21 protein-coding genes are annotated in these 22,437 nt (G+C 63.7%); 14 read left to right on the top strand and 7 right to left on the bottom strand.

All coding sequences use genetic code 11. The features are described 5' to 3' along the window. Window positions 1–154 precede the first annotated feature (154 nt). Window positions 155–1,006 carry a polyamine aminopropyltransferase gene (speE, locus tag ACJ7C5_RS07675; RefSeq protein WP_412703558.1) on the top strand — a complete coding sequence of 284 codons (852 nt, stop codon included), beginning with the start codon at window positions 155–157 and terminating at the stop codon, window positions 1,004–1,006. A gap of 113 nt (window positions 1,007–1,119) precedes the next feature. Here the strand turns inward: speE and ACJ7C5_RS07670 are convergent, their stop codons facing one another. After that, complete coding sequence (locus ACJ7C5_RS07670; protein WP_005411372.1) at window positions 1,120–2,028, bottom strand: aspartyl/asparaginyl beta-hydroxylase domain-containing protein; 909 nt, start codon at window positions 2,026–2,028, stop codon at window positions 1,120–1,122. A gap of 433 nt (window positions 2,029–2,461) precedes the next feature. On the opposite strand from ACJ7C5_RS07670, the gene ACJ7C5_RS07665 reads away from it, so the two are divergent. After that, window positions 2,462–3,121: an RIO1 family regulatory kinase/ATPase domain-containing protein gene (locus ACJ7C5_RS07665; protein ID WP_097048547.1), complete on the top strand. Its 660-nt coding sequence runs from the start codon at window positions 2,462–2,464 to the stop codon at window positions 3,119–3,121. Between the two features lie 118 nt (window positions 3,122–3,239). Then, complete coding sequence (locus ACJ7C5_RS07660) at window positions 3,240–3,887, top strand: hypothetical protein (RefSeq protein WP_412703557.1); 648 nt, start codon at window positions 3,240–3,242, stop codon at window positions 3,885–3,887. Between the two features lie 183 nt (window positions 3,888–4,070). Here the strand turns inward: ACJ7C5_RS07660 and ACJ7C5_RS07655 are convergent, their stop codons facing one another. After that, entirely contained in the window at window positions 4,071–4,409 is a 339-nt protein-coding gene (locus ACJ7C5_RS07655; RefSeq protein ID WP_005411374.1) for a P-II family nitrogen regulator, read from the bottom strand. 155 nt (window positions 4,410–4,564) lie between these two features. On the opposite strand from ACJ7C5_RS07655, the gene ubiK reads away from it, so the two are divergent. The 3 genes from ubiK (at window position 4,565) to ACJ7C5_RS07640 (ending at window position 6,450) form a co-directional block, all read left to right on the top strand. Continuing rightward, on the top strand, window positions 4,565–4,816 hold the full coding sequence (gene ubiK / locus ACJ7C5_RS07650) for a ubiquinone biosynthesis accessory factor UbiK (RefSeq protein ID WP_005419983.1): 252 nt from the start codon (window positions 4,565–4,567) through the stop codon (window positions 4,814–4,816). Between the two features lie 124 nt (window positions 4,817–4,940). Continuing rightward, window positions 4,941–5,375: an NAD(+)--rifampin ADP-ribosyltransferase gene (gene arr, locus ACJ7C5_RS07645; RefSeq protein WP_412703556.1), complete on the top strand. Its 435-nt coding sequence runs from the start codon at window positions 4,941–4,943 to the stop codon at window positions 5,373–5,375. A 313-nt stretch (window positions 5,376–5,688) separates the two neighbouring features. Then, window positions 5,689–6,450: a hypothetical protein gene (locus ACJ7C5_RS07640; RefSeq protein WP_412703555.1), complete on the top strand. Its 762-nt coding sequence runs from the start codon at window positions 5,689–5,691 to the stop codon at window positions 6,448–6,450. 251 nt (window positions 6,451–6,701) lie between these two features. Here ACJ7C5_RS07640 and ACJ7C5_RS07635 read toward each other — a convergent pair whose 3' ends face one another. Further along, window positions 6,702–7,556, bottom strand: coding sequence for a hypothetical protein (locus tag ACJ7C5_RS07635; protein ID WP_412703554.1), 855 nt, complete (start codon window positions 7,554–7,556; stop codon window positions 6,702–6,704). Between the two features lie 278 nt (window positions 7,557–7,834). Beyond that, the gene (locus tag ACJ7C5_RS07630) at window positions 7,835–8,437 is read right to left on the bottom strand and encodes a DUF998 domain-containing protein (protein ID WP_412703553.1); all 603 of its coding nucleotides are present in this window, start codon (window positions 8,435–8,437) and stop codon (window positions 7,835–7,837) included. A gap of 628 nt (window positions 8,438–9,065) precedes the next feature. Between ACJ7C5_RS07630 and ACJ7C5_RS07625 the strand changes: the two genes are divergently transcribed. The 6 genes from ACJ7C5_RS07625 (at window position 9,066) to ACJ7C5_RS07600 (ending at window position 16,080) form a co-directional block, all read left to right on the top strand. Next, a complete protein-coding gene (locus ACJ7C5_RS07625) occupies window positions 9,066–9,422 on the top strand; it encodes a hypothetical protein (RefSeq protein WP_412703552.1) in 357 nt (118 codons plus the stop codon). 45 nt (window positions 9,423–9,467) lie between these two features. After that, window positions 9,468–9,881, top strand: coding sequence for a hypothetical protein (locus tag ACJ7C5_RS07620; protein ID WP_412703551.1), 414 nt, complete (start codon window positions 9,468–9,470; stop codon window positions 9,879–9,881). Window positions 9,882–10,177: 296 nt separating this feature from the next. After that, window positions 10,178–10,828: an imm11 family protein gene (locus tag ACJ7C5_RS07615; protein ID WP_412703550.1), complete on the top strand. Its 651-nt coding sequence runs from the start codon at window positions 10,178–10,180 to the stop codon at window positions 10,826–10,828. A gap of 41 nt (window positions 10,829–10,869) precedes the next feature. After that, window positions 10,870–13,545 (top strand): XVIPCD domain-containing protein, encoded by a 2,676-nt coding sequence (locus tag ACJ7C5_RS07610; protein WP_412703549.1) that lies wholly within the window; start codon window positions 10,870–10,872, stop codon window positions 13,543–13,545. Window positions 13,546–13,751: 206 nt separating this feature from the next. Continuing rightward, window positions 13,752–15,251 carry a YifB family Mg chelatase-like AAA ATPase gene (locus ACJ7C5_RS07605; RefSeq protein WP_412703548.1) on the top strand — a complete coding sequence of 500 codons (1,500 nt, stop codon included), beginning with the start codon at window positions 13,752–13,754 and terminating at the stop codon, window positions 15,249–15,251. 163 nt (window positions 15,252–15,414) lie between these two features. Beyond that, complete coding sequence (locus ACJ7C5_RS07600) at window positions 15,415–16,080, top strand: Abi family protein (protein WP_412703547.1); 666 nt, start codon at window positions 15,415–15,417, stop codon at window positions 16,078–16,080. 106 nt (window positions 16,081–16,186) lie between these two features. On the opposite strand, the gene ACJ7C5_RS07595 is transcribed toward ACJ7C5_RS07600, so the two are convergent. From ACJ7C5_RS07595 to yidA, 3 genes are all read right to left on the bottom strand, one after another. After that, window positions 16,187–16,573, bottom strand: a complete 387-nt coding sequence (locus ACJ7C5_RS07595) for a hypothetical protein (RefSeq protein WP_412703546.1) — start codon at window positions 16,571–16,573, stop codon at window positions 16,187–16,189. A 119-nt stretch (window positions 16,574–16,692) separates the two neighbouring features. After that, window positions 16,693–19,011 (bottom strand): TonB-dependent receptor, encoded by a 2,319-nt coding sequence (locus ACJ7C5_RS07590; protein WP_412703545.1) that lies wholly within the window; start codon window positions 19,009–19,011, stop codon window positions 16,693–16,695. 497 nt (window positions 19,012–19,508) lie between these two features. Further along, a complete protein-coding gene (yidA, locus tag ACJ7C5_RS07585; protein WP_412703544.1) occupies window positions 19,509–20,336 on the bottom strand; it encodes a sugar-phosphatase in 828 nt (275 codons plus the stop codon). Between the two features lie 156 nt (window positions 20,337–20,492). On the opposite strand from yidA, the gene ACJ7C5_RS07580 reads away from it, so the two are divergent. Both ACJ7C5_RS07580 and ACJ7C5_RS07575 read left to right on the top strand, forming a co-directional pair. Beyond that, window positions 20,493–21,155, top strand: coding sequence for an exopolysaccharide biosynthesis protein (locus ACJ7C5_RS07580; RefSeq protein ID WP_412703543.1), 663 nt, complete (start codon window positions 20,493–20,495; stop codon window positions 21,153–21,155). Between the two features lie 295 nt (window positions 21,156–21,450). Further along, the gene (locus tag ACJ7C5_RS07575) at window positions 21,451–22,413 is read left to right on the top strand and encodes an IS110 family transposase (RefSeq protein ID WP_088026673.1); all 963 of its coding nucleotides are present in this window, start codon (window positions 21,451–21,453) and stop codon (window positions 22,411–22,413) included. Window positions 22,414–22,437: the final 24 nt, after the last annotated feature.

Raw genomic sequence — 22,437 nt, 5'->3', positions numbered from 1 at the left:
GATAACGCCTATATGCCCACAGGTTCGTTATCATGCGCGCCCGCGCCCGTGACAGGTTTCAACCTGAACGGGCCGATCCGTCCGGATGTGGCATCTGTGCCACGCGGCCCCGCCCGCCAGCCCGGCTTCACCCCTCCGAACAGGACTGTTTTCAATGACTGACAGCAACAACTGGTACATCGAACACTTCGAGCGCACCGGCTCGGCCATCGGCTACCGCATCACCGGCAAGCTGGACGAGGTGCAGTCGCCGTTCCAGAAGATCGAGATCTTCCAGACCACCGACTGGGGCAACCTGATGACCATCGACGGGGCCATCATGCTGACCAGCATGGACAACTTCTTCTACCACGAGATGATCAGCCACCCGGTGCTGTTCACCCACGCCGCGCCCAAGCGCGTGGTGATCATCGGTGGCGGCGACTGCGGCACCCTGCGCGAAGTGCTCAAGCACACCGGCGTGGAGAGCGTGACCCAGTGCGATATCGACGAGCAGGTCACCGTGATGGCGCGCAAGCACTTCCCGGAACTGTGCGACTCCAACGACGACGCCCGCGCCGAGCTGCTGTTCGACGACGGCGTGGCCTACATGGCCAACTGCCCGGCCGGTAGCGTGGACGTGGTGATCGTCGATTCGACCGACCCGGTCGGCCCGGGTGAGGGCCTGTTCAACAAGGCCTTCTACGAGAGCTGCTTCAAGGCCCTGAAGGACGACGGCATCCTGGTGCAGCAGTCCGAATCGCCGCTGATGCAGTTGGACCTGATCAACGAAATGCGCACCGAGATGGGCAAGGCCGGCTTCGGTTCGTTCAAGACCCTGCCGTTCCCGCAGCCGTGCTACCCCACCGGCTGGTGGAGCGTGACCATGGCGCGCAAGGGCGACAGCAGCTTCGACTTCCGCCAGGCCGACTCGGCCGCCAAGACCTTCAACACCCTGTACTACACCGCCGCGCTGCACACCGGCGTACTGGTGACCCCGCCGTTCGTGCAGGCGGCGCTGAAGTAAGGCGTGCCGACCAACGGTCGGCACCCACCCAAAAGAAAACCCGCGCTGGCGACAGCGCGGGTTTTTTCATGTTCCGGTAGTGCCGGCCGCTGGCCGGCAACCTCATGTAACGCTCAAAGCGCCCAGATACCGGCGATCACCGCCACCACCAGGCCCCACTTGATCAGCTGGTAGGCCACCACGCTGCGCTCGCGCAGTGCCTTGGCCTTCAGGCGCACCTTGTAGACGCTGCCAAAGGCCTTGTTGACGCCACCGGTCGGGTCACCCGGCAGGTTCGGCGAGGCACCACCGGCCAGCAGCGTGGCCGCCACCGCGCGGTTGAACAGCCCCGGCAGGCCGAAGCGCAGCGGGCGGGCGATGTCGCAGAACAGGATCACGCGGTCATCCGGCGTCTCGTTGTGCGCGTGGTGGATGTAGGTCTCATCGAACATCATCCACTCGCCGTCGCGCCAGCTCTTCTTGATGCCGTCCACTTCGATGTAGCAGCCGTCATTGTTGGGCGTGGCCAGGCCCAGGTGCAGGCGCAGCGAACCGGCGAACGGGTCGCGGTGCGGGCGCAGTTCACTGCCCGACGGCAGCTGCGCGAACATCGCCGCGCGCACATCCGGCAGCGACTCCAGCAGCGCGGTGGTCTTCGGGCACATCGCCTTCGCCGACGGGTGCGACGGGCCATACCACTTCAGGTAGAAGCGCTTCCAGCCACGGCGGAAGAACGAATTGAAGCCGGCATCGTTGAACGTGCTGGAGGCGGCGATCTTCTGTGCATCGCGCAGCGCCAGCGCCTCGTCGCGGATCATCTGCCAGTTCTGGCGCAGCGGCTCCAGCTGCGGGAACTCCTTGGCCGGGTCCAGGAACGGCGTGGTCGGCACCTTCGAGAACATGTACATGACCACGTTGATCGGGGCCATGAAACTGGAGTGGTCCAGCAGCTGGCGCGACCAGCGCGCGCGGACCTTGCCACGGAAGTGGATGTACAGCACGCAGGCGACGAACAGCGCTGCGATGACGATTTTGATGATCAAAACACTTTCCTCCAGCCGCAGCCGGAACGGGAAACAGGGCGATGCACGGCCGGACGGCCAGCACCGGTGGGGACCGCGGCAGGGGACGGGGACGTGCCAGGAAGGGGCGGCCGCCGATGTCGCGAATTAACAGCTTATGGTCGGCAGGCCGTGCGTCGGGGTCAAGCCGGACGTACGTGACGTTCAGCGGGCCGCGAATGAATGGACGGCAGGAAGGCTCAACTGCCTGATCTGAAAGGCCCATTCCAACAAGTGAGACGGAATTGTCCGATTGAGCGCGACGAACTGTTCCAGCCACGGCCCCGACATTTCTCCGACAAATCGTGGAATAGCGAACTGGCGAGTACTAAAATTAACGAAAACTTAGTAACTCCCTGTAACACCGGTTCGCTTGACGCTTTGCGCCACCCACCGGGTCGTCCGAGACCCCGACATGTATCTTCCTGCCCTGCCCCCCTCCTCCTGCGGCGAAGACGCCGCCACCCCGCTGCTGCTCAAGCGCGGCGAACGCTTCCTGGCCCCCGACGTCTACCGCACCTGCCTGGACGGGCGCGAGGCAGTCATCAAGGACTATTCCCGCTACCGCGGCACTCCCGTCTCACTGATCGCCCGACTGATGGTGCGCCGTGAAGCCCGCATGCTGCAGCGCCTGGGCGGTTGGAAGCATGCCCCCGCTCTGCTCGGCACCCTCGGTGGCCTGGCACTGGGCATGGAATTCATCCCCGGCCAGACCCTGAGCACCGCGCAGGCCGTGGGCAATGACGTGTTCGAGCAGCTGCAGCACGCGCTCAGCCGCCTGCATGCCGCCGGCATCACCCACAACGACCTGCATGGCACCAACGTGGTGGTGAGCGCCGGCGTGCCGGTGCTGCTGGACTTCACCTCCGCCTGGCGCGTACCCCGCTGGCTGCGCCGCGGGCCGCTGAGCCGGCAGATGCGCCGCAGCGACATGAAGAACCTGCTGAAGATCCGCCAGCGCGTGACCGGCCAGGCGCCGAGTGCCGCGCAGGCCGCACTGGTGGCCGACCCGGGCTGGGTAGCGGCTGTGCGGCAGGGCTGGAAACGGTTCTATAAGTGGGCGAAGCGTCGTTAAGCGCTGTTCGCCCCTGCATTGCTTGCGCGACTGCCGTTTGCCCCTGCATTTGCCCGGGGTCACACGCCCGATGTGCTCTGCGATACTCGTCGGCACGCCACTCGCAAGGACGCTGGGGATGCCGACACCTGAACACACCCGCCTGCTGACTGCAGCCGCAAGATCCATACTGCGCCCCTTGGGCTGCGTGCAAAAGGGCCGTTCGCGCACCTGGCTTGACGACCAGGGCTGGTGGGTCGGAGTGGTCGAGTTCCAGCCTTCGGCATGGGACAGGGGCAGCTACCTCAATGTCGGCGCCTGCTGGCTCTGGGAAGAAAAGGACTACCTGTCCTTCGACGTGGGCGGCCGCGTTGCCGGATTCGAACGCTTCACCGAAACCGCCGAGTTTGCCTCGGCCGCACAGGCACTGGCTGAGCAGGCCGCCGCCGAGGTACTGGCCCTGCGTGACCGCTTTCCCACCCCGGGGCACGTGCGTACATTGATGAGTCATCACCCCAAACCGGGTATCCGCGAACACATACATGCGGGCATCACTGCCGGGCTGGCGGGCGCTTACGACGAGGGTCGCAGGCACTTGGCACTGGCCGCTACGGAAACCCACCCAGCGCCATGGGTCGATGTGCTGAAGCAACGCTGTGCCGAACTCATGCCGCTGCTGCAACCTGATGGCGGCTTCGAGGCAGAGATCGCCGCCACCGTGACGCGCACCCGCCGTGCGCTCGGTCTGCCGGAGTGGCGGTCGTCCCCCCTCATTCCGTCGGGCTGATCACACCGGGAGGGCTCTTCGCCGCACACGGGTGTTCGCGCCGCCCGATCCCGGTCGTAGAGTCGAGCTTGCTCGACCGCTTTACGCTCATTGTAGAGCCGAGCCCACGCTCGGCTGCTGTTCCTGCATCGCGCGAAATGCAGCCGAGCATCGGCTCGGCTCTACAACATCCCGCCGAACGGGCTACAGCGCGTCCGCGTCAAGCTCACCGGTACGAATACGCACCACACTGCCCAGGTCGTACACAAACACCTTGCCGTCACCAATCTTCCCGGTGCCGGCCGCTTTCACGATGGCCTCAACCACGGCCTCCACCTGGTCATCGGTCACCGCCACTTCCAGCTTCACCTTCGGCAGGAAGTCGACCACATACTCCGCGCCACGGTACAGCTCGGTATGGCCCTTCTGGCGACCAAAGCCCTTCACTTCCGTCACCGTGATCCCGGTGACCCCACGCTCGGCCAGCGCTTCGCGCACGTCGTCGAGCTTGAACGGCTTGATCACCGCCATGACCATCTTCATCGTCTATCTCCTGTCTTCCGGCGTGGAGGATAGCGCCTGAACGCGGCCCGTGCGAAGCCGCTGCGGCCTGTCCGGGCAGTGGGTGCCAGCAGTATCCTTGTGCCCGATCGGCCTGCCCGCGCCGGATGCACGGGCCCACCCCCACGGAGTACCCCATGATCGACCTGAATCAAATCGATGACCTCGCCCGTCGCCTCAGCGACCTGGTGCCCCCGGGCCTGCGCGAATCGCGCGAGGAACTGCAGGCCACCTTCAAGAGCGCGCTGCAGGCCGGCCTGGCCAAGCTGGACCTGGTCACCCGCGAGGAGTTCGAAGTGCAGCGCGCCGTGCTGCTGAAGACCCGCCAAAAGCTGGATGCGCTGGAAACCGCCGTGCGCGAGCTGGAAGGGCGCGGCGCCGCAGAATGAAAGAGGAGGCGCACCGCGCCTCCCACTACAGAGTATTTCCCGGATGGGGCCTTGCAGCAAGGCCCACCGGACGCCCTAGACTCGCCGGCCTGTCGATCCGGCAGGACACGCAGGGGCAGTGCCGATGGCACAGGACACCGAATGGACACCCGTTTCGCATGACACCTGCGACCAGGTCGCCGGGCCGTTCTATCACGGCACCCGCGGTGATCTGGCGGTGGGCGAGCTGCTGAGCGCAGGCTTCCGCTCCAACTATCGCGACAGCGTGGTGATGAACCACATCTACTTCACCACGATTGCCAAGGGCGCCGGGTTGGCTGCGGAGATGGCCCAGGGCCGGGGGCGTCCGCGCGTGTATGTGGTGGAGCCGACCGGGCCGTTTGAAGACGACCCGAATGTGACCAACAAGAAGTTTCCCGGGAACCCAACGCGGTCGTATCGAAGTGCGCAGCCGTTGCGGGTGGTTGGGGAGGTTACGGAGTGGGAAGCCTACGACGCGGAGTTCGTTCGGCAGTTGAAGGCGTTTGTTGCTTCGGGGAGTGGGGAGATCATCAATTGATCGAGGGATCTGTGAGCATTCGTCTCGCCAACCGTCCTCTGCAGAGATCCAAGTCCTCTCTCCGCAGCGTCAAGCTAATCGTCGTCATTGAGCCGTTCTACCCGTTTCCATTGGACACCCTGCTCATGGTCGACAAGGTACCCGGGCGTCAATCTTGACGGAGGCTCTAAAACCAAGATAAACCTCGACCACTGCCCAGAGCGCGCATCTCTAGGCCGGAGGGAATGCAGCGTCCGGCATGCGATTGGGTAGCAAGTTCAACACTCGTAGAATGACCTTCAAGTAGCCCCCAAGCGTGATACTCAGGAAAAGAATGGAACACCGCACGAAAATTCTTAACAAGATCGAGCAGGCAATGAAGTCGGCGTGTAGGCAGACCGAGCTATTCACCGACGCCATTTCTGAGCCAATCGCCGCGGAGTATCTTTTTACCGTAGAAGTGGCCAAAGCAATTGCGGAGCTTAACGCCCCGGCCGCCGATCCGTATGTCATCAGAGTTGAACGAGACGCCGAGACCTTTGCCAAGGACTGCCTAAAGCCTATCGCCCGCAACGGACAAGGTAGGTTTGGCGGAAAGATGATTCTGCGGCGAAGCCAGCCAAATGTAGATAGAAAAGGGCGAATCGACGTCACCGTCTACACCGAGAAGATCAATAGTGGCTGCTGGGGCCATCAGCCGTTGTGCGCCATCGAAGTCAAGGGCTTCAATCCTGCCAAGGAGTTGGTACTTGAAGACCTGAGGCGCAACCTGTGCTTCTTGAATGCAACGGGAGAAACAGGCGCCAGTGTCCTTGAATTTACGGCGTTCGCCGCATTCCATTTGTACAAGCGGACGAATCTTACTCAAGTTCAGAATCGTGAAACTGCGCTTAAGCGCAAGTATGAGAGCTTCCTCGAAGAGGTGACCGGAATGACAGGTATTAGCTCGGACGTATCCGTGGTAAGGGTCAGTCTTGAGCAGTACGGCGAGGTAGTTCCTGGGATCGACTATGACGAAATTGACCTCAGTAAAAGGCACCACATTGCAGGCGTAATTGTTGTGATGTCACGAACCCAAGTGATGCAGGGGAACTAGACAATTTTTCTATGTAAACTTGCACGCGTCCTCTCGCCGAAGCACCACTGGTTGCCTTTGAGGGCTTGCTGCACCTCAGGATGACGCGCCTTGGCGGCGTTCTTAGTAGGGCTGGGCACGTGGGATGATCGTGGCATCCACGGCCTTGCTCGCGTGCGGGTTCTCGCATTTATTGGCTAGGTTCGCGTTCACCACTTCAAGTATCTTCGCCAACGCGCCGTGCGCCTTCAGCTGACGACGCAAGTTGTCGGCTAGCGGCCGGCGCCGCTTGGAGGTTTGTTCAAAGCATCCTTAATCTGCCCATGCCACTGAATGACTTCGCGAATGAGCCGCGAGCGACGGTCGGTTTCATACATGAACTTTCCAAGCACCTCATTCACTAGTGCGGCGCCACCGATCGCATCAATCACATTCTTGCGAACGCCTCCTAGCGGTTCTCCTTGGGCTAGGAAATGCTGCTCTGTGCTCTTAAGAATTTTTCGCTTCGACAGCATTGGATAAGCAGCCCTTTTCTCGTCGTGCGCGCCATAGAGTGCTAAGAATTGGCGCAAAACCTCCTCGACGTGATCGAACTCGCTGTAGTGCTTTAGACGGGCGGTCGGATCTGTCCCGGCTCTACCACCATCCCTGAAGAACCCGCGATAGAGCATTTCCGTCTCGTCATGCACTTCTCCAGCGGTGATTGTCCCGTCGTATCCATAGTAGAAAGAGAACGGCAATCTTCCGGTGTTCGGCAGCAGTGGGACGATCTCCATTGAATGGCAGAACGCTGCGATCACTGTGAGCTCACCTCCAGTGGCTGTCGTGATGCACATTAGGGAATCTAAGTAGGCTGACCAGGGTACATATGTTCCCGACGCTAGCCGCAATCCGTCAGTCTTGTTGCCGTGCCCGTGAATGAACACCATCGGCATCCCACCATCACGAACATCGACGCTGATCCGCTGGATCGATGCATCGAACGAAGCGCGGTCTGGACACGCCAACTGTTGTGCTAGATCGCTGGCCTGGCAGTAGCTTTCATGACCTTGTGCAAGCACCTCATCGAGGATGTTCTCCAAGGTCTGGTTACTGGTGAAAGATTCATCTTCCGGCAATGCGTTCAAGACATAGAAGCGATTACAGGGAGAACACGGCGAACGGGAATAACTGAAACTGTGAGATGAGGGCATGGAATTTCGGAATCGACAGATGCTGCGGCAATTATTACTCTTCACCGATTGAAGTGCTCGAGAGGCGCCAGCGCCCGGACACAGGAAATCGGATATTCTCTCGGCGATTGGTCCTAGTACACTTGAACGTGGATCAGCTAGCGGCGAAAGATGCTCTTCCCTTCTAAGCTCCCCAACCTCAACGGCCATCCATGTTCCTGCATGCCCGCCGATCAGTGCTCAGGCTGCGCCTTCAGGATGCTTGAACCCCTGCGCAGCAGACATAGCGCAACCAGGAACGGCCACAGCGAGTTGATCGATGAAAACACGCGCTGTGTCAGCCCCCTGAACCCCTCCGGATCCGCGCCCACCACGTTCAACCAGAGATAGACGATGCCCGCGATGCTCACCAAAGCGGTCACGGCATACGCCCTTCGGTTGGCAGACCACGCGCTCATCTCGATGTGCGACATCGCCGGTGCAATGATGTTTGCGATACCGATGGTGTAGAAGCCGTGCATCGGATGGCCCATGGGCCAGAGCCCGTTGGTCAGCATGGAGATGCCAAAGATCATCCAGCAGATCGCGCCTACGGCAATCCGGCGACCGGACTCCCGCCATACCCCGATGGCAAACGCCACGAAGCCCACGCCGCAGCCGATGGGGGCAATCCTGGCGCAGATGCTTGCAAGCGTTGGTGCCTGCAGCAGCTCGCTGGCGTGCTGTGCAAGCGGGTTGTAGCCCGGCGCGAACACGGCGGCAACGCTGGTCCAGAACAGGAACCACGGAAGCGGGACCAGACCCGCAGACAGAAGAAGTCGATTGCGGCGTAACACGTGCAGTGATCCTTGTTTTGGCCTGCGCCAGTGGGTGGAATCCGTTCAAACGCCGCAGAGCCTTCCTGCTACGGGCAGGACAGTTCCGAGTGACTACAGCAGTAGTCAGATTCTGCGTGACGCCTTGTCGGGTCAATAGGCAGAAAGTCACTCACGCCTGGAGGCGAAGTACGCGGCACCCATCAGTGGCCGTAGGACCAATGTTGTCGCATTTGCCCTGCCCTGCATCTCTGACGGAAGGATCTGACGACTCCGTTCCAGAAGTTCCGTTCCGCCTAGCACGCCAAGGCTCTCGCCGCTTCCGGTGCTATGCGACAATGCCAAAAGCGTCTCGGGTTTTGGCGGCATTGACCCCAACCCGTTGGCATTCCGAACAACAGCAGGTAATCGTTACTGCGCCACCGTGCATCGGTGGTCGGGACTCGAAAACCCGTTGTTGTGATGAAGTTTGCGCTTGCCAGCCGGCATCACCTTGCGTGGTGCCGGCTGGCAATCCGTCTGCCGGCTATGGCGGGCGGGGCGTGGGGGCCTCGTGCCCACCGGCGATCATCACACACCGGTTTTCGAGCCACGCTCTGCCCGCCACCTTTATCGGTGGCGGCTTCCGCCTGCATGCACGGAGCCCGCCATGACCACACCGCACTCCCCTCCCCCTCGCCCCATAAAGGAAGCGCCCTCAGCCGCTCCGGCCCTGGACCCCAACAGCCTCATCGCCATCCTGCACGCCATCGGCGCGGGCGCTGCTGCCGACGGCCAGCCCTGGCCCGAGCGGCATCACCTGCGCAGCCGGCAGATGGCGTTGTCCGACGCCGACTGCGCGCTCACCGGCCAGCGCATCGTGCAGGAGATCCTGCTGGCGGCCGAGCGCACGCGCCAGAACGGTGAGCCCGAACAGTACGTCGGCGACCGGGTGATGGAGGGGCTGGTGATGGCCGATCTGGCGCTTACCGCGTTCATCCACGAACGGGTACGGCCCAAGGACTGAGCGCGCTTGTGGCGCGCACGTTTCTGCCTGTGTCTGGGGTGACAAATGAAGAACCACGGCCTTGCCGCTGCGGCGGTGTGCGCCTCGATCATGGCGGCGGTGTGGATGGGGTGGCCCGAGCCTGCGGGCGATCAGGTGTGGGCCTACCAGAAGCTGCGGCCGGCCGATTACCGCCTGCTGCACAGTGATGCGCTCGGCTTTGTGACCGCGAAGGCCCACGAGGGCTTTGAACTGCACGCGCGCCACGCCGGGGCGACGTCCTTCGAGATCCGGTGCAAGGGTGTGCTGGTGATGGACGTGGAGAACGCGCCCTCGCGCGTGCTGATCCGCATGCCTGCCGATGCACGGTGGCGGGCGCCGGACATCGAGCGTCTGCGCACCAGCTTCGAGCGTTGGCTGGATTCTGCACCAGAGCCAGGGGCGGTTGCTGGTGGAAAGTGCGGGGCCTTCGTGGGTTGAGGCACGGCTTGGGCGCCTTGACAGGTCGGTGCCTGATGACCAGCGCTGCGTGTTCAGCGACCCAGGCCACCCTCGGTTGGAATCTCCCTCGTCATTCCGCCTATCCAGCAGACCATTGCAGGCAGTGGAAGGAATGGCAGCATCATCCTCGGCATTGTTCCGAAATCCCAAAAGAGCCGTGTGAATCACGTGCCCCCGGCACCGCTTCGGCACAACTTGTGGCTGCGCAGAAGCCCCGCTAGCATCGGCTCAACGGTTTTTCCCGTTCTGCCCCCGCATCCATGATGGAAGCCCCCGTGACCGAATTGACCGCCACTGAAGTTTCAGCCGAAGCCGCATCTCACAAGGGCGAATTCTTCCTGATCGACGCAGGCTTGCTGAGCAACGGCGGGGTTCCCGGTATAGAGATCGCCAACGAAGACAAGCTGATCGATCCGGGGATGAATGTCATCTCGCGTCCTGATGGAACGCCAGGCCAGTATCCGGAGCGCCCCCACCTGGTTCATGTGCCCGAGAAGGGCGCAATGCCACGCGATCTGGAAGAGCTCGCTGGCATCTGGATTGTGTCGGAGCCGTTGAAGCAGCTATTTGAGCAGATGGACCCCCAGGCGTTTGCCTTTGTGGCCTGCGACTTCAGCCTTGCCGACGGCAGCCCCGGGCCTCAGTACTACCTGGGCAATGTGCTGCGCAGGCTCGACGCTCTGGATGAAGCCTCGTCCCGCGTGAGAATCAAGCTCGACCACAATTATCAGACCGGCAAGGACGAGAAGCTTTACAGCCTTGTCGGCGGCGCCAGCCTGGTGTTCAAAAAGGACGTTGTGGGCGATGCCCATATCTTCCGCCAGGATCGCATGGGCGCACCGCCCATCTGCGACCGCGCGATGTTTGATGCATTGAATGCCGCCAACTTCTCCGGCGTACGGCTGCGCGATGTAGCCGATCTCTAGGACGAGCTCCTTCAAACGGATTCTTGAATGAGGTGGTGCGCATGGCCGACACACCGGTTTTCCAGGGACACCATCTGATCGAACAGAATGCGTTCGAACAAAGCCAGCTGCTGAAGTCGCTTGCCAGGAGTGGTCATTTCACGCTCCACGGTTCCGACAACATCCTCAACCTGCCCGCGAACCCCGCGCTGGCAACCCGGTTGGGTATATCGCCGCACTCGGGCGGCCCGTTGAGTGCGTACTCGGATCAACTGAAGTTCGTTCTCGACGACCTCGCAGAAACCTACGATGGCCGAGCGCTGTTGGCGAAGGATTCTGCGCCGGATGTGCGCGCTGCCGCCGCCGAGCGTATGGGTGCCCGCATCCAGAACCTGGAGTTCACGCTTCGCGCCGGCATCCTCAACGGCGACCTGGTCACCAACACGCCGGAGAACATGACCCCGGCCGAAGCCAACGCCAGGATCCGCACCTTCTTCGCCGATCTGGACGGCTACCAGCGCACCCACGCCGCGCAGATTGCGGAACTGAAGACCCTCAACCCGTCCGAGTTGCGCTGGCGCGGCGTCATCCACTCCGAAGCCAACGTGACGGCGGCGCTGGATGCCATCGACCAATCCGGCAACTCCACCCTGAGCGAGCGCTGGGGGGGCCGCGCATCGTTGGGCACCGCAATCCAGGAGGCCAACCAGGGCGGCCGCCTGCCGCTGAGCGAGCACACCGCGGCCCGCGTGCGTACGGCGTTCAACCCGGAGATGCCACTGACCATCGTGCGCCCTGGCCCGACAACCACGGCTCCGGAACTGGCCGGCTCTGCTGGGCGCGCTGGCGCTGCGGAAGGCGCCGCCGAAGCTGCCGCCGCGCGCGGACAGATCACCGGCGCGCGCGTACTCGGGGCCGCGGGTGTTGCCGCACTGGCGGTGGACTTCGCCATCACCGGCCACCGCGTGGCCGAGTTGCGCAGCGAGGGCAACGACGCCGGCGCAAAATCTGCGGCCACCCACTTCGTGGGGCGCACCGCGGGCGGCTTTGGCGGCGGCTTCCTGTTGGGCGCAGGGTACGGAGTCGTTACCGGCTCGTGGACCGGGCCAGGTGCGCTGGCTACCGGACTGCTGGGCGGCGTGGCCGGCGGCTTCGCCGGTGAGTACTGGGCCCAGTACCAGGACAAGAAAGCCGTTTACACCCAGGTGGACCGCAGTGGCAACGAATGGAGCCGCGACCCGGAGGATTCAGAGGGCACCTGGAGCCGCAGCGTGCGCACACCGCAGCCCGACGGAAGCTACCGCGAGATCACGATGGTCGCCGGTGGCCGGCTGGTGGACGAGCTGAACTACAAAGCCGCCAACGACTCATATTCACTGGGCATGGCCAACCTGCCCAGGCCGCAGAACCCCTTCAAGCTCGATGCAGGCGGCGAGAGCACGCCGCCGCGCGAGCCGTTTGAAACCAACCGCCACTACGTGCGCAATCCGCACAACGGCGAATGGAACCTCTCCATCCACTCAATGATTGATGGTCGCGTCCCCTTTGACTACAGCGTGCCCGTCGGCCCGGAAAAGTCCGGCCAACTGGAACGAGAATCGCAGCGCATCATTGCCCAGAACGCCTTGAACACGCCGGAGGCGCTCGCCGCCCGTTACCAGGTGGCGTTCAACCAGTACAACTGGCACGAGTTCGCCACCATTGAGCCGGTACCGGAGGTGATCACCAACGCGCTGACCCAGACGCAGCCCCTGCGCGCCTCCAACGGCGAGAAGTACACACAGGACGCCAACGGGCAGTGGCAAACGCCGGGTTGGGTGTATGGCACCAACCCGGCCGAGGGCAGGATCATCGAGGAGCTCAATCGTACGCGCCAGAGCCAGCAGGTCGGCGTGCAGGAGCTGACATCCATGGCCGACATCGCCCGGGCCAATCCCACGCCAACCGAGTACGGCCTGCGCAACCAGGTGGTGGATGCCTACCGTAGCGCTGGCATTGTGCGTAGTGCCGAAGAGATTGATGACGCTGTAGCCGCCGTTGCCCAGGATCACGCGCGCGCCGTGCCCAGCTTCGGCACGTTCACGCTGCAGGTGCAGAAGGATGGCTCGCTGGCCACACTGGCTGGGAAAGATGACGAGCGCATGCAGATCGTTTCCGTCACCACGCCAGAGGAGATTGCACAGGCACACGTGCAGCGCACGACCTCAGAGCAGGAGCAACAACCTGCGGGTGTCGCACCGAACGCACCTTCGCCACACACCTCCAGGCCTGCCACGCAGCACGACGCTGACGTACACCGAGACCACAGCTCAGTCCTGCGCCCGGATGGCAGCGGGCTGCTGGAGCAGTTGCGCTCGTCGGTAGCCATGCTGGATGAAAGGAACAACAAGCCGTGGGACCAGAGCAGCGACCGCCTGCTGGCCAGCGCCTACCGGCTTGCGGCAGACGCCGGGTTCAAGCCCGGCGACACAGTAGACATGGCATTGAGTGAAGCCACCGAAACCCGTGCTGCGGGTACCACGCTGTTCGTGACGCGCTCCGGGCCGGGCGCGTCCTCGGACCCCGCCGCCAACCGGGTGCAGATGCCAACACAGGACGCCTTGGCAATCGCACCGGAGCAGCAGTATGCAGCGGCCAACCGGAGCCTCGGCGCTCAGGACCGGGAGCAGTCGCAGCAGCTGGCGCAAGCGCAGGAGCGGCAGCATGAAGAGAGCCGGCAGGGGCCGCGGATGGGCTGATGGCAGCGGTTCTGGCTGATCAACGTCGATCCACTTGATACCGGGCGAGTTCCGGCGCTCACGTTGCAGAGACTGGGTGCCCCGAAGGGAGAAAGCTCGCTCCAGGCACCTGTCGGAATCCTCCTAGCTGCGTCGCCAGCAATCCCCGATATCCCTGCGCAGCGCGCCTGCCGCACCATCAAGCGTCTCTCTGCAGGAACCCAAACATGAGCCTGGCGCTGGTCCACAGCCGTGCCCGCGCCGGGGTTGATGCCCCGTTGGTGCGGGTGGAAGTGCATCTCTCCGGTGGCCTGCCCGTTACCCAGATCGTGGGCTTGGCCGAGACCAGCGTACGCGAGTCGCGCGAGCGCGTCCGTGCCGCCCTGCTCTGCGCACGCTTCGACTTTCCGCAGCGACGCATCACGTTGAATCTCGCGCCTGCCGACTTGCCCAAGGAGGGTGGTCGCTACGACCTGGCGATTGCCTTGGGCATTCTGGCGGCCAGCGGCCAGGTCGATCCGCAGTCGCTGCTGCAGTACGAATTCCTGGGCGAGCTTGGCCTGACCGGTGAACTGCGGCCGGTAGCCGGAGCGCTGCCGGCGGCGATTGCGGCGGCAGAAGCCGGGCGCATTCTGGTGGTGCCGCCAGGGAATGCCGCCGAGGCGGCGCTGGCCGAGCACGCTGATGTGCGTGTGGCGCGCACGCTGCTGGAGTGCTGCGCCGGGCTGGGCAATCCGCGCCTGCTGCCGCCCGTGGAGCGCGTGGACACGACGCCCTTGCCGCTGCCGGATCTGGCCGACGTGCGCGGGCAGGCGCATGCTCGGCGCGCATTGGAAGTGGCTGCCGCCGGTGGGCACCATCTGTTGTTGATCGGCAGCCCTGGCTGCGGCAAGACGCTGTTGGCCTCGCGCCTACCCAGCTTGTTGCCGGATACCGAAGAGACTGAGGCGCTGCAACTGGCCGCGATTGCGTCAGTGAGTGGCGAAGGGTTGGACCCAAGACGATGGCGGCAGCGACCCTTTCGGGCGCCGCATCACAGCGCGAGTGCGGCGGCGCTGGTGGGCGGCGGCAATCCGCCGTGCCCCGGCGAAATCTCGCTGGCGCATCACGGTGTCCTCTTCCTCGATGAGCTTCCAGAGTGGAACCGAAGTGCGTTGGAGACGCTGCGCGAACCACTGGAATCCGGCCATATCCGCATCGCTCGCGCAGCACGCAGCGTGCAGTATCCCGCGCGCTTCCAGCTTGTGGCCGCGATGAATCCCTGCCCGTGTGGCTGGGCCGGTGACCGTAGCAATCGCTGCCTGTGCAGTGATGAACGGATCAACCGCTATCGTGCGCGGGTATCCGGTCCGTTGCTGGACCGCATCGACCTGCATATCAGCGTGACGCGCATGGATGCGGTGGAGCTGCGGGAGAGCACGCCGCTGGGTGAGCCCAGTGCTGCGGTACGTGCGCGGGTGGAAGCCGCGCACGCCCGGCAGCAGGCGCGTGGCGGGCTGAATGCCCATCTGCCACCGGCGGCGCTGCGGGCCTGCACAAAACTGAGCGAGGCCGATCAGGATCTGTTGGAGCAGGCCATCGAGCGGCTGCAGCTTTCCGCACGGGCGATGCACCGGATTCTGCGGGTGGCGCGCACGATTGCTGATCTGGCGGGTTGCGAGGTGATCCAGACCGCGCATCTGGCTGAGGCGATTGGCTATCGGCAGTTGGACAGGGGAAATGCATGAGCCTGATTGCCGGGAGCCCTCGTCTGCACGGGAGCAGCAACAATCAAAAAAATACCCCGGCCGCATGCCCAGAAGGACAGAGACGGTACCGGGGTGTACTTCACCACCGTACCCCACACGGCAGCGCACTGCAATCGGCATCAGTTGAGGCGTCCAGGCAGCAATGAGCCATGACAGATTCGAGGAAGCCCTTTCGCTGGAACGCTTTGGCCGCTACCTGGATTGGGCTGGGGGCGATCGTGACCGAGCCATCGCCCTGTATGGATGCAATACGCACCTGTCTGAAAGTCTCTACGCACCGCTGCAAACGTTGGAAGTGGCACTGCGAAACCGCATCCACACCGTTCTGACCCAGGCCAAGGGCGAGGCGTGGTACGGCCGAGGCGCTGGCGCCCTGAAGGTTGCTCATCAACTCGAGCAGGTCGCCAAAGCCGTCAACGAATTGGTCAGAGCGGGAAAGACGGTAACAGCAGGCGGTTTGGTCGCCAGTCTCACCTTCAGTTTCTGGACAACAATGTTCAACAAGGACTACGAGGCCCTTTGGCAGCAGATCCTTCACCGGATTGCGGACCCCAGTGCACCAAAAGGACTGAAGAGGAAGAGCTTCTCTGGACCACTGACTCGCATTCGCGTGCTTCGCAACCGCATTGCTCACCACGAGCCGATTCTGGGCTGGAACTTGCGCAGGCACCATGATGAGATTCTGGAACTGACCGAGTGGCTGTCGCCTCCGGCCGCGGATTGGTGCCGTGAGAACAACCGCTTCCCGCAGGCGTACCCGAAAGACGGAATTGCCTTGGTATGTTCACCCGAGGCAAATAGGCGCTGAGTGCGCGTGTCTTACTGCGGCCGGGCACGAAGAGCGGTCGACTGACAGTCGACCCCACCAAGGGCGGGTCATGGCAGCTCGGCACGCCGAGAGCAGCCCCCGCGCATCAGGCGGCGGAATCCACCCGCCCACGCTTCGCCAGCAACGCCACCCGACGGCTGACCAGCGCGTGCAGCTCCGCCAGCTCCGACGCCCGGTCAGCCGTCATGTTCCCGCCGAACAACACCCGCGACAACGCCGCCTCGTCGCTGTCGTCCGGATGCTGCCAACGGTCCCGGTACACCTTCTGGCAGACCAGCCAGGCCTGACGCAGCCCTCCGCCGGGCAGCGGGCGGACCACGCGTTCGTAGACCTGCCAGAACTGGTACTCGGCCCGCAGGTCGATTTCAGGCGCCACGGACAGCGCCTGCCGGGGCCGTCCCGGGCTCCGGATGTCGAACAACGGTGATCGCGGGTTGTACTGAGCCATGCCGACAGCATGACCCAGCAACATTGTGGGAACCTTGCGTCGCCGCCAGAAAATCCCTGTTGATTGCGCAAGGCGGGTTTGTGGACGGATCTGGGCACCTGCCTGGGGGCCGCCAAGTGCATCCACGCATGGCGTGGATCTACTTAGAACGCCATCGAGGTACTGAACATCAGCTGCCGAGGCGCGCTGCGCTGCAGGGTCTGGTAATCCCCCGAGAACGACGAGCCGGCGATGGTGGCGGTGCCGATGTTGTGGCGGTTGAACAGATTACTCACGTCCAGCCGCAGCTCGAGCCCCGGCACCGCGCTGTCCGCACCGAAGCGGTAGGCGGCATAGGTGTTGACCTGCCAGAAGGTCGGCACGCGGATGTCATTCTCGTAGGTGAAGGGCTGGCGCAGGTACGAGGTGCTGGTGGCACCAAAGCGCCAGTCACCGAAGTGCGCGGAAAGATCACTCACCAGCGAGATCTGCGGGTAGCCCGGTTGGGCGTTGCCCTTGATCGGGTACACCGTGTCGCCCACCACGAAATCGCTGTCGTAGTACGAACGGGCCACGGCCACGCCCTGGTAGAACTGCAGGTGGTCGGTCAGGTCGGCGGTGATGCCGAGGTCGGCGCCGATCACGTGCATCTTCGGCATCAGCCGCACGGTGTTGATCTGCGCGAACTGGGTGCCGATGGCGGCCGACAGCAGGCGGTTGCGGATGTCGTTGTAGAACACGTCGCCGGTGATCGTCAGCCGGTCGAAACGATGCGACGCGCCGACGGTCAGGTTCCAGTTCTTCTCCGGGCGCAGCGTGCCGGCCACGCGGTCGAACTCTTCCTGGTCGGTGATGGTCCACGCCGAGGCGGTGTAGCCGATGTTGCCGCGCTGGGCCACGCGGTAGCCGTTCATGGTGTTGGCCAGGTCGATGAAGGCATCGGTGGATTCGGTCGGGCTCCAGAACAGCGAGACATGCGGCAGGAAGTTGCTCTTCGCGCGCAGCGTGCCGTTCACCGGCCGGTCCTTGGCATCACCCAGGCCGCCACCGCTGGTGCGGAAGTCCACGGCCTTGAAGCCAACGCCCAGCTTCAGCGTGTCGTTCAACACGATGTCGTCCTGCAGGTAGAACTGGCGCGAGCGGGTCACCCAGCTCGATGCGTTGTCGGTCTTGAACGCGGGGCCATACACATCGAACGGGCCGGTGGCCTTCAGCGGCGGGCCCTCGTCCAGCAGCGGCTGCTGGTACCACTCGGTCTTGGCCGCGGCCTTGCTCTTCTCCTGCCAGAAGCCAGCGGTGAAGGTGTGCGCGCCGGTCTCGAACTGCAGGTTGAGCATGCCGCCCAGGCGATTCACACGCGGCGTCTGCACCTGTTCGGAGAACGGTGCGCCGTTGGGCGACGGCACGGTCGGATCGGTCAGCGTGGCCTGGGTGTGGCTGTTGGCGTTGTACAGCTGCACGTTGCCACTCAGGGCCGGGGTAATCTGGAAGCGATGGTTGATCGAGGACACGCGGTCGCGGGTGATCTGGCCGGTGTCGTACGGGATCAGTTCGGACAGCTCACCGCAGGTATAGGCGCCGCAGGACTTGTCCGCATTCTCCGGCGAGGCCACGTACCACGCCCAGGCATAATCGGGATAGAAGATGTCGGCCTTCCAGCCCAGCTTGCGGATCATGTCGAACGAAATGTTGTTGTAACCCCAGACCTTGGCCTTGCTGTCGGACAGGAACACGGTGAAGTCGCCCCAGGCAACGTCCTGCTGCAGCTTCAGGTCGCCGCGCAGGAAGTTCTGGGTGCCCTCGCCCTGGTACTTGTCGGCGGACACGCGCTGCAGGTCGACCAGCACCTTCGGGCCGTGCTCACCGAGTTGGCCGCTCTGCCCGGACACGGTGGTGACCAACGTGTTGTTGCTGCCCACGCCCTGTTTCACGCGCAGGCTGGGCGTGTCCTGCAGCTCGCGCAGGCGGTATTCCAGGCTGCCGCCGTTGACGCTGCTGGAGAACACGCTGACCGGTGCGCCACCGGGGCTGACCGTGATCGCGCCGATGCCATCGGACACGCCCACGTTCACCACGCTGGTGCCGGTGAGCGAGAGGAAGCCGTTGTCGTTCAGCGGCACGCCTTCGAAGGTGATGCCCATTTCGTTCATGCGGAAGCCGCGCACGAACAGGCTCGTGGCCGAGATATCCAGGCCCAGCCCATCGGTGGCGGTGTAGCTGGCGCCCGGCACCTGCTTGAGCATGGCCAGGCCATTGTTGCCGGTGACCATCGCGTCGAGGTCTTCAGCCTTGATGATGTAGCGGTTGGGGCCAACCACCTGGGTAGGCGCAACGGCCGCGCCGCGTGGCGTGGCGATGACCTGCAGCGCGTTCAAGGTGGTGGGGGTGTCATGTGTGGCATCGTGCGTTTCTGCGGCATACGCAGGTGCGGCGATGGCCGTGATGATGGCCAGTGCGAGGCGCGTCGTGGGTGGGGTGTTCATGGGCAGATCCAGGTGCAGGGAGAGAGCGGCGCAGGCGCACGCCCAGCGCGTTGCAGCACCGGTGTCGGCGCCCTGGCTGGCGATGCGATTGCGTTGAGGGAGTGGCGGCGCGGTGCGCGCCGGTCAGCAGACGAAGGCGATCATCTGCTGCGGGATTCGGTGGGGTGATTTCGACGTGCGAAATTCTTGCATCGCAGTGCCGCATTCGCCATTGCGCGGTGGTACAGCGCGGATGGCGATGGGGATGGGTGGGTTATACGTGGGTATAGCCTGGGTCGGCGCATACGGTGCGCGTGTGCCAACCAAGGTTGGCACCTACCGAGGCGGACGGGACCCGGTAGAGGCCGACCTTGGTCGGCGCTTGCCGTCTGCGTGTGCCAACCAAGGTTGGCACCTACCAGGGCGGATGGGACATGGTAGAGGCCGGCCTTGGTCGGCGCATACGGTGTGCGTGCGCCAACCAAGGTTGGCACCTACCAGGGCATAGGGGCGCGCGGTTACTGCAGGACGAAACGCTCAATGGCGCGCGCCACGCCTTCGTCTGCATTGCTGGTGGTCTCGAACCGCGCCACCGCCTTCACCGCGTCGATGGCATTGCCCATCGCCACGCTGGTACCGGCGTACTGCAGCATGGTCAGGTCGTTCTCCTGGTCACCGATGGCCATCACGTTGGCACGGTCGATGCCCAGATGCTCGGCCAGCTTCTGCAGGCTCGGGCCCTTGCCGGCGCGGTGGTCGAACACTTCCAGGAAGAACGGTGCGCTCTTCAGCACCGCGAAGCGCTCGGTCAGTTCGCTGGGCAGGCGCGCGATGGCGGCATCCAGTACGTCCGGCGCGTCGATCATCATCAGTTTGATGAAGGACATCGACGGGTCCATGTCTTCCACGCGGCGGTAGGACAGGGGCATCCGCGAGAGATGCGAGTCGGCCACGGTGTAGTAGCTGATGTCCTGGTTGGGCGTATACATGCGCCGGCTGTCCAGCGCCTGGAAGTGCACGCCCACTTCGCGGGCCACCTGCTCGCAGAACAGGAAGTCGTCGAAGCTGAGCGGATACTCGACCACGGTCTCGCGCGTGCCGATGCGCTGCACCAGGCCACCGTTGCAGGCGATGCAGTAATCATCGTTGCCGGTGATGCCCAGCTCGTGCAGAAACGGTGACAGGCCCGGAACCGGACGACCGCTGGTCAGCACGATGTGCACGCCCAGCGCGCGCGCCTGCGCGATCGCCTGCTTGGCCCGCGCGGTGAGCGTGTGGGTGGGGTCCAGCAGGGTGCCATCCATGTCGATGGCGACCAGCTCGATGGTCGATTGCCTGCGGCCCATGTCCATTGCGTTCAACTCGTGCGGGGCACGCCAGTTTAACCCCTCATGCCCGGTTCACCTCTTTGCCCACGTTGGCCGGGATACTGCGGGAGCCTGTGCGTCCCCCCACCGCAGGACGGCCCATTGACCGCCCTTCCCTGGAGAACCTTGCGACGCATGACCTACCGTGCCCCCGAAACCAATGACAGCGCGCCCCTGGCCGAGCAGATCGAGCAGATGATCGACGAGCTACCCGGCGACCAGGTGAGCGTCGGCACCCTGCTCAGCGCGTTGGGCGATGAAGGCCTGCTGCTGATCGTGATCCTGCTCTCGGCCATCTTCATCATTCCGGTGTCGATTCCCGGGCTGAGTACGGTGTTTGGTGCCTCGATCCTGCTGATCGGCCTGAGCCGCGTACGCAACCGCCCGCTGTGGGTGCCGCAGAAGCTGGCGCGCCGCGAGATCGCCACCGACAAGCTGAAGGCCAACCTGGGCCGTGCGCTGAAGTGGGTGTACCGCATGGAGCGGCTGTCGCGGCCGATGCGGCTGGCGGTGATGGTGCGCTCGAAGAAGATGATGCGCCTGAACAACCTGATGCTGGTGCTCGCGACCCTACTGCTGATGGCGCCGGCCGGGCCGATTCCCTTCAGCAATACCTTGCCGGCGTTGGCGCTGATGTCGTTTGCGATTGGCTTCATCCAGCGCGATGGCGCGGCGGTGGCGGCCGGTTATGGCTTCGTGGTGGCCACGGTGGTGTATTTCGGCGTGCTGCTGGGTGGCGTGGGGTTTGCTGCGGAATCGGTGTTCAGCGGGCTGCGCGCGGCGCCGTCGGAGGTGTAGAGCCGAGCCCATGCTCGACTGCTGTTCGACCTGTACGCGGAAACCCCGCGCTGCGCGCTTAAGCCGAGCATGGCTTGTATGTTCCTTCCGGCTCCTACGAGGTATGTAGGAGCCAGGGTGGAGGGACCGTCAACATGATATCTGCGGGTAGCAGCCGACAGACGAGCCGAGCGATCCCCATCCCGCACCTTAACGTCGATAAAGGATCTAGCGGCCTTTGAGGACCGCCGATGTAGGCAAGCCAACGTGGTGCGGTACCACCCCAGCCCTTCAACAATAGCTGGGAGTTGCGCAGATGTCAGATCGTCACGCTGTCGGTATCGATACCGATTCAAGGACCCTGGTGGTGGCGTGCCACGGCACCAAGGGCAGCATCCGAATCGCCAATTCAGCCTCGGCCATCAACAAATGGCTGTCCAGCCTGCCCGCGAAGTCCCGTATTGGCGTTGAGGCAACCAACCGCTACCACGAGCTTGTGGTTCACGCTGCCCAGAAGGCCGATCACGCCGTCTTCGTGCTCAATCCTCGCGATATCAAGCACTACGCCAAGGGCGTGGCCTGCCGCGGCAAGACCGACTCCGGCGATGCCCAGGTCATTGCGCGCTACATCGCCAAAGAGGCCGACAATCTGCACGAGCATGTCGCTCGCTCGCCCGAGCAGGAGCGGCTGCACGTGCTGCTCCAGCAACGTGACAGTCTGGTCCGGAGCAAGGCGAAGTTGAATCTCTCTCTGGGCGCGGGGGCATCGGAGTCCGCCCTCTTTGGGCGCATTTTCAGTAGCCTGAAAGAGGCCATTGCCATGCTGGACCAGCAGATTCAGCAGCTGTGTCGCAGCGGCCAACAGCGCGACCTGTACCGGCGGATCATGACCATCCCCGGGATCGGGCCGACGGTGGCTGCCTTCGTCACCCATCACATCACCCGCTGGCCGCTGGCCAACTCCGACGCTTGGATCGCCTGCACCGGTCTGGATCCGCGACCCAACGAGTCCGGTGCACGGATCGGCCGACGCCGATTGTCCAAACGAGGCAATGCCAGCCTGCGCCAGATCCTCTACATGGCCGCCATGGGCCTGACCCGATCCAAAGGCGGCAAGCCTCTCTACCTCGCCATCCGCGAGCGCGGACACAGCAGCACCGCCAGCTTCAACATCCTGGCCAGAAAGCTGGCCAAGATCGCCTGGGGCGTCTTCAAGAGCGGCAAGGATTTCGATCCCGCCATGCTGAAGGTGGGTCAAACCTGCTTCCAGCAGGCTTGACCGCGAACATAGGATCTCGGCTCT

The sequence above is a fragment of the Nocardiopsis yanglingensis genome (genome assembly GCF_045809185.1).
Lineage (GTDB): Bacteria > Pseudomonadota > Gammaproteobacteria > Xanthomonadales > Xanthomonadaceae > Stenotrophomonas > Stenotrophomonas yanglingensis.
This window is presented reverse-complemented; position numbering and strand designations above follow the sequence as displayed.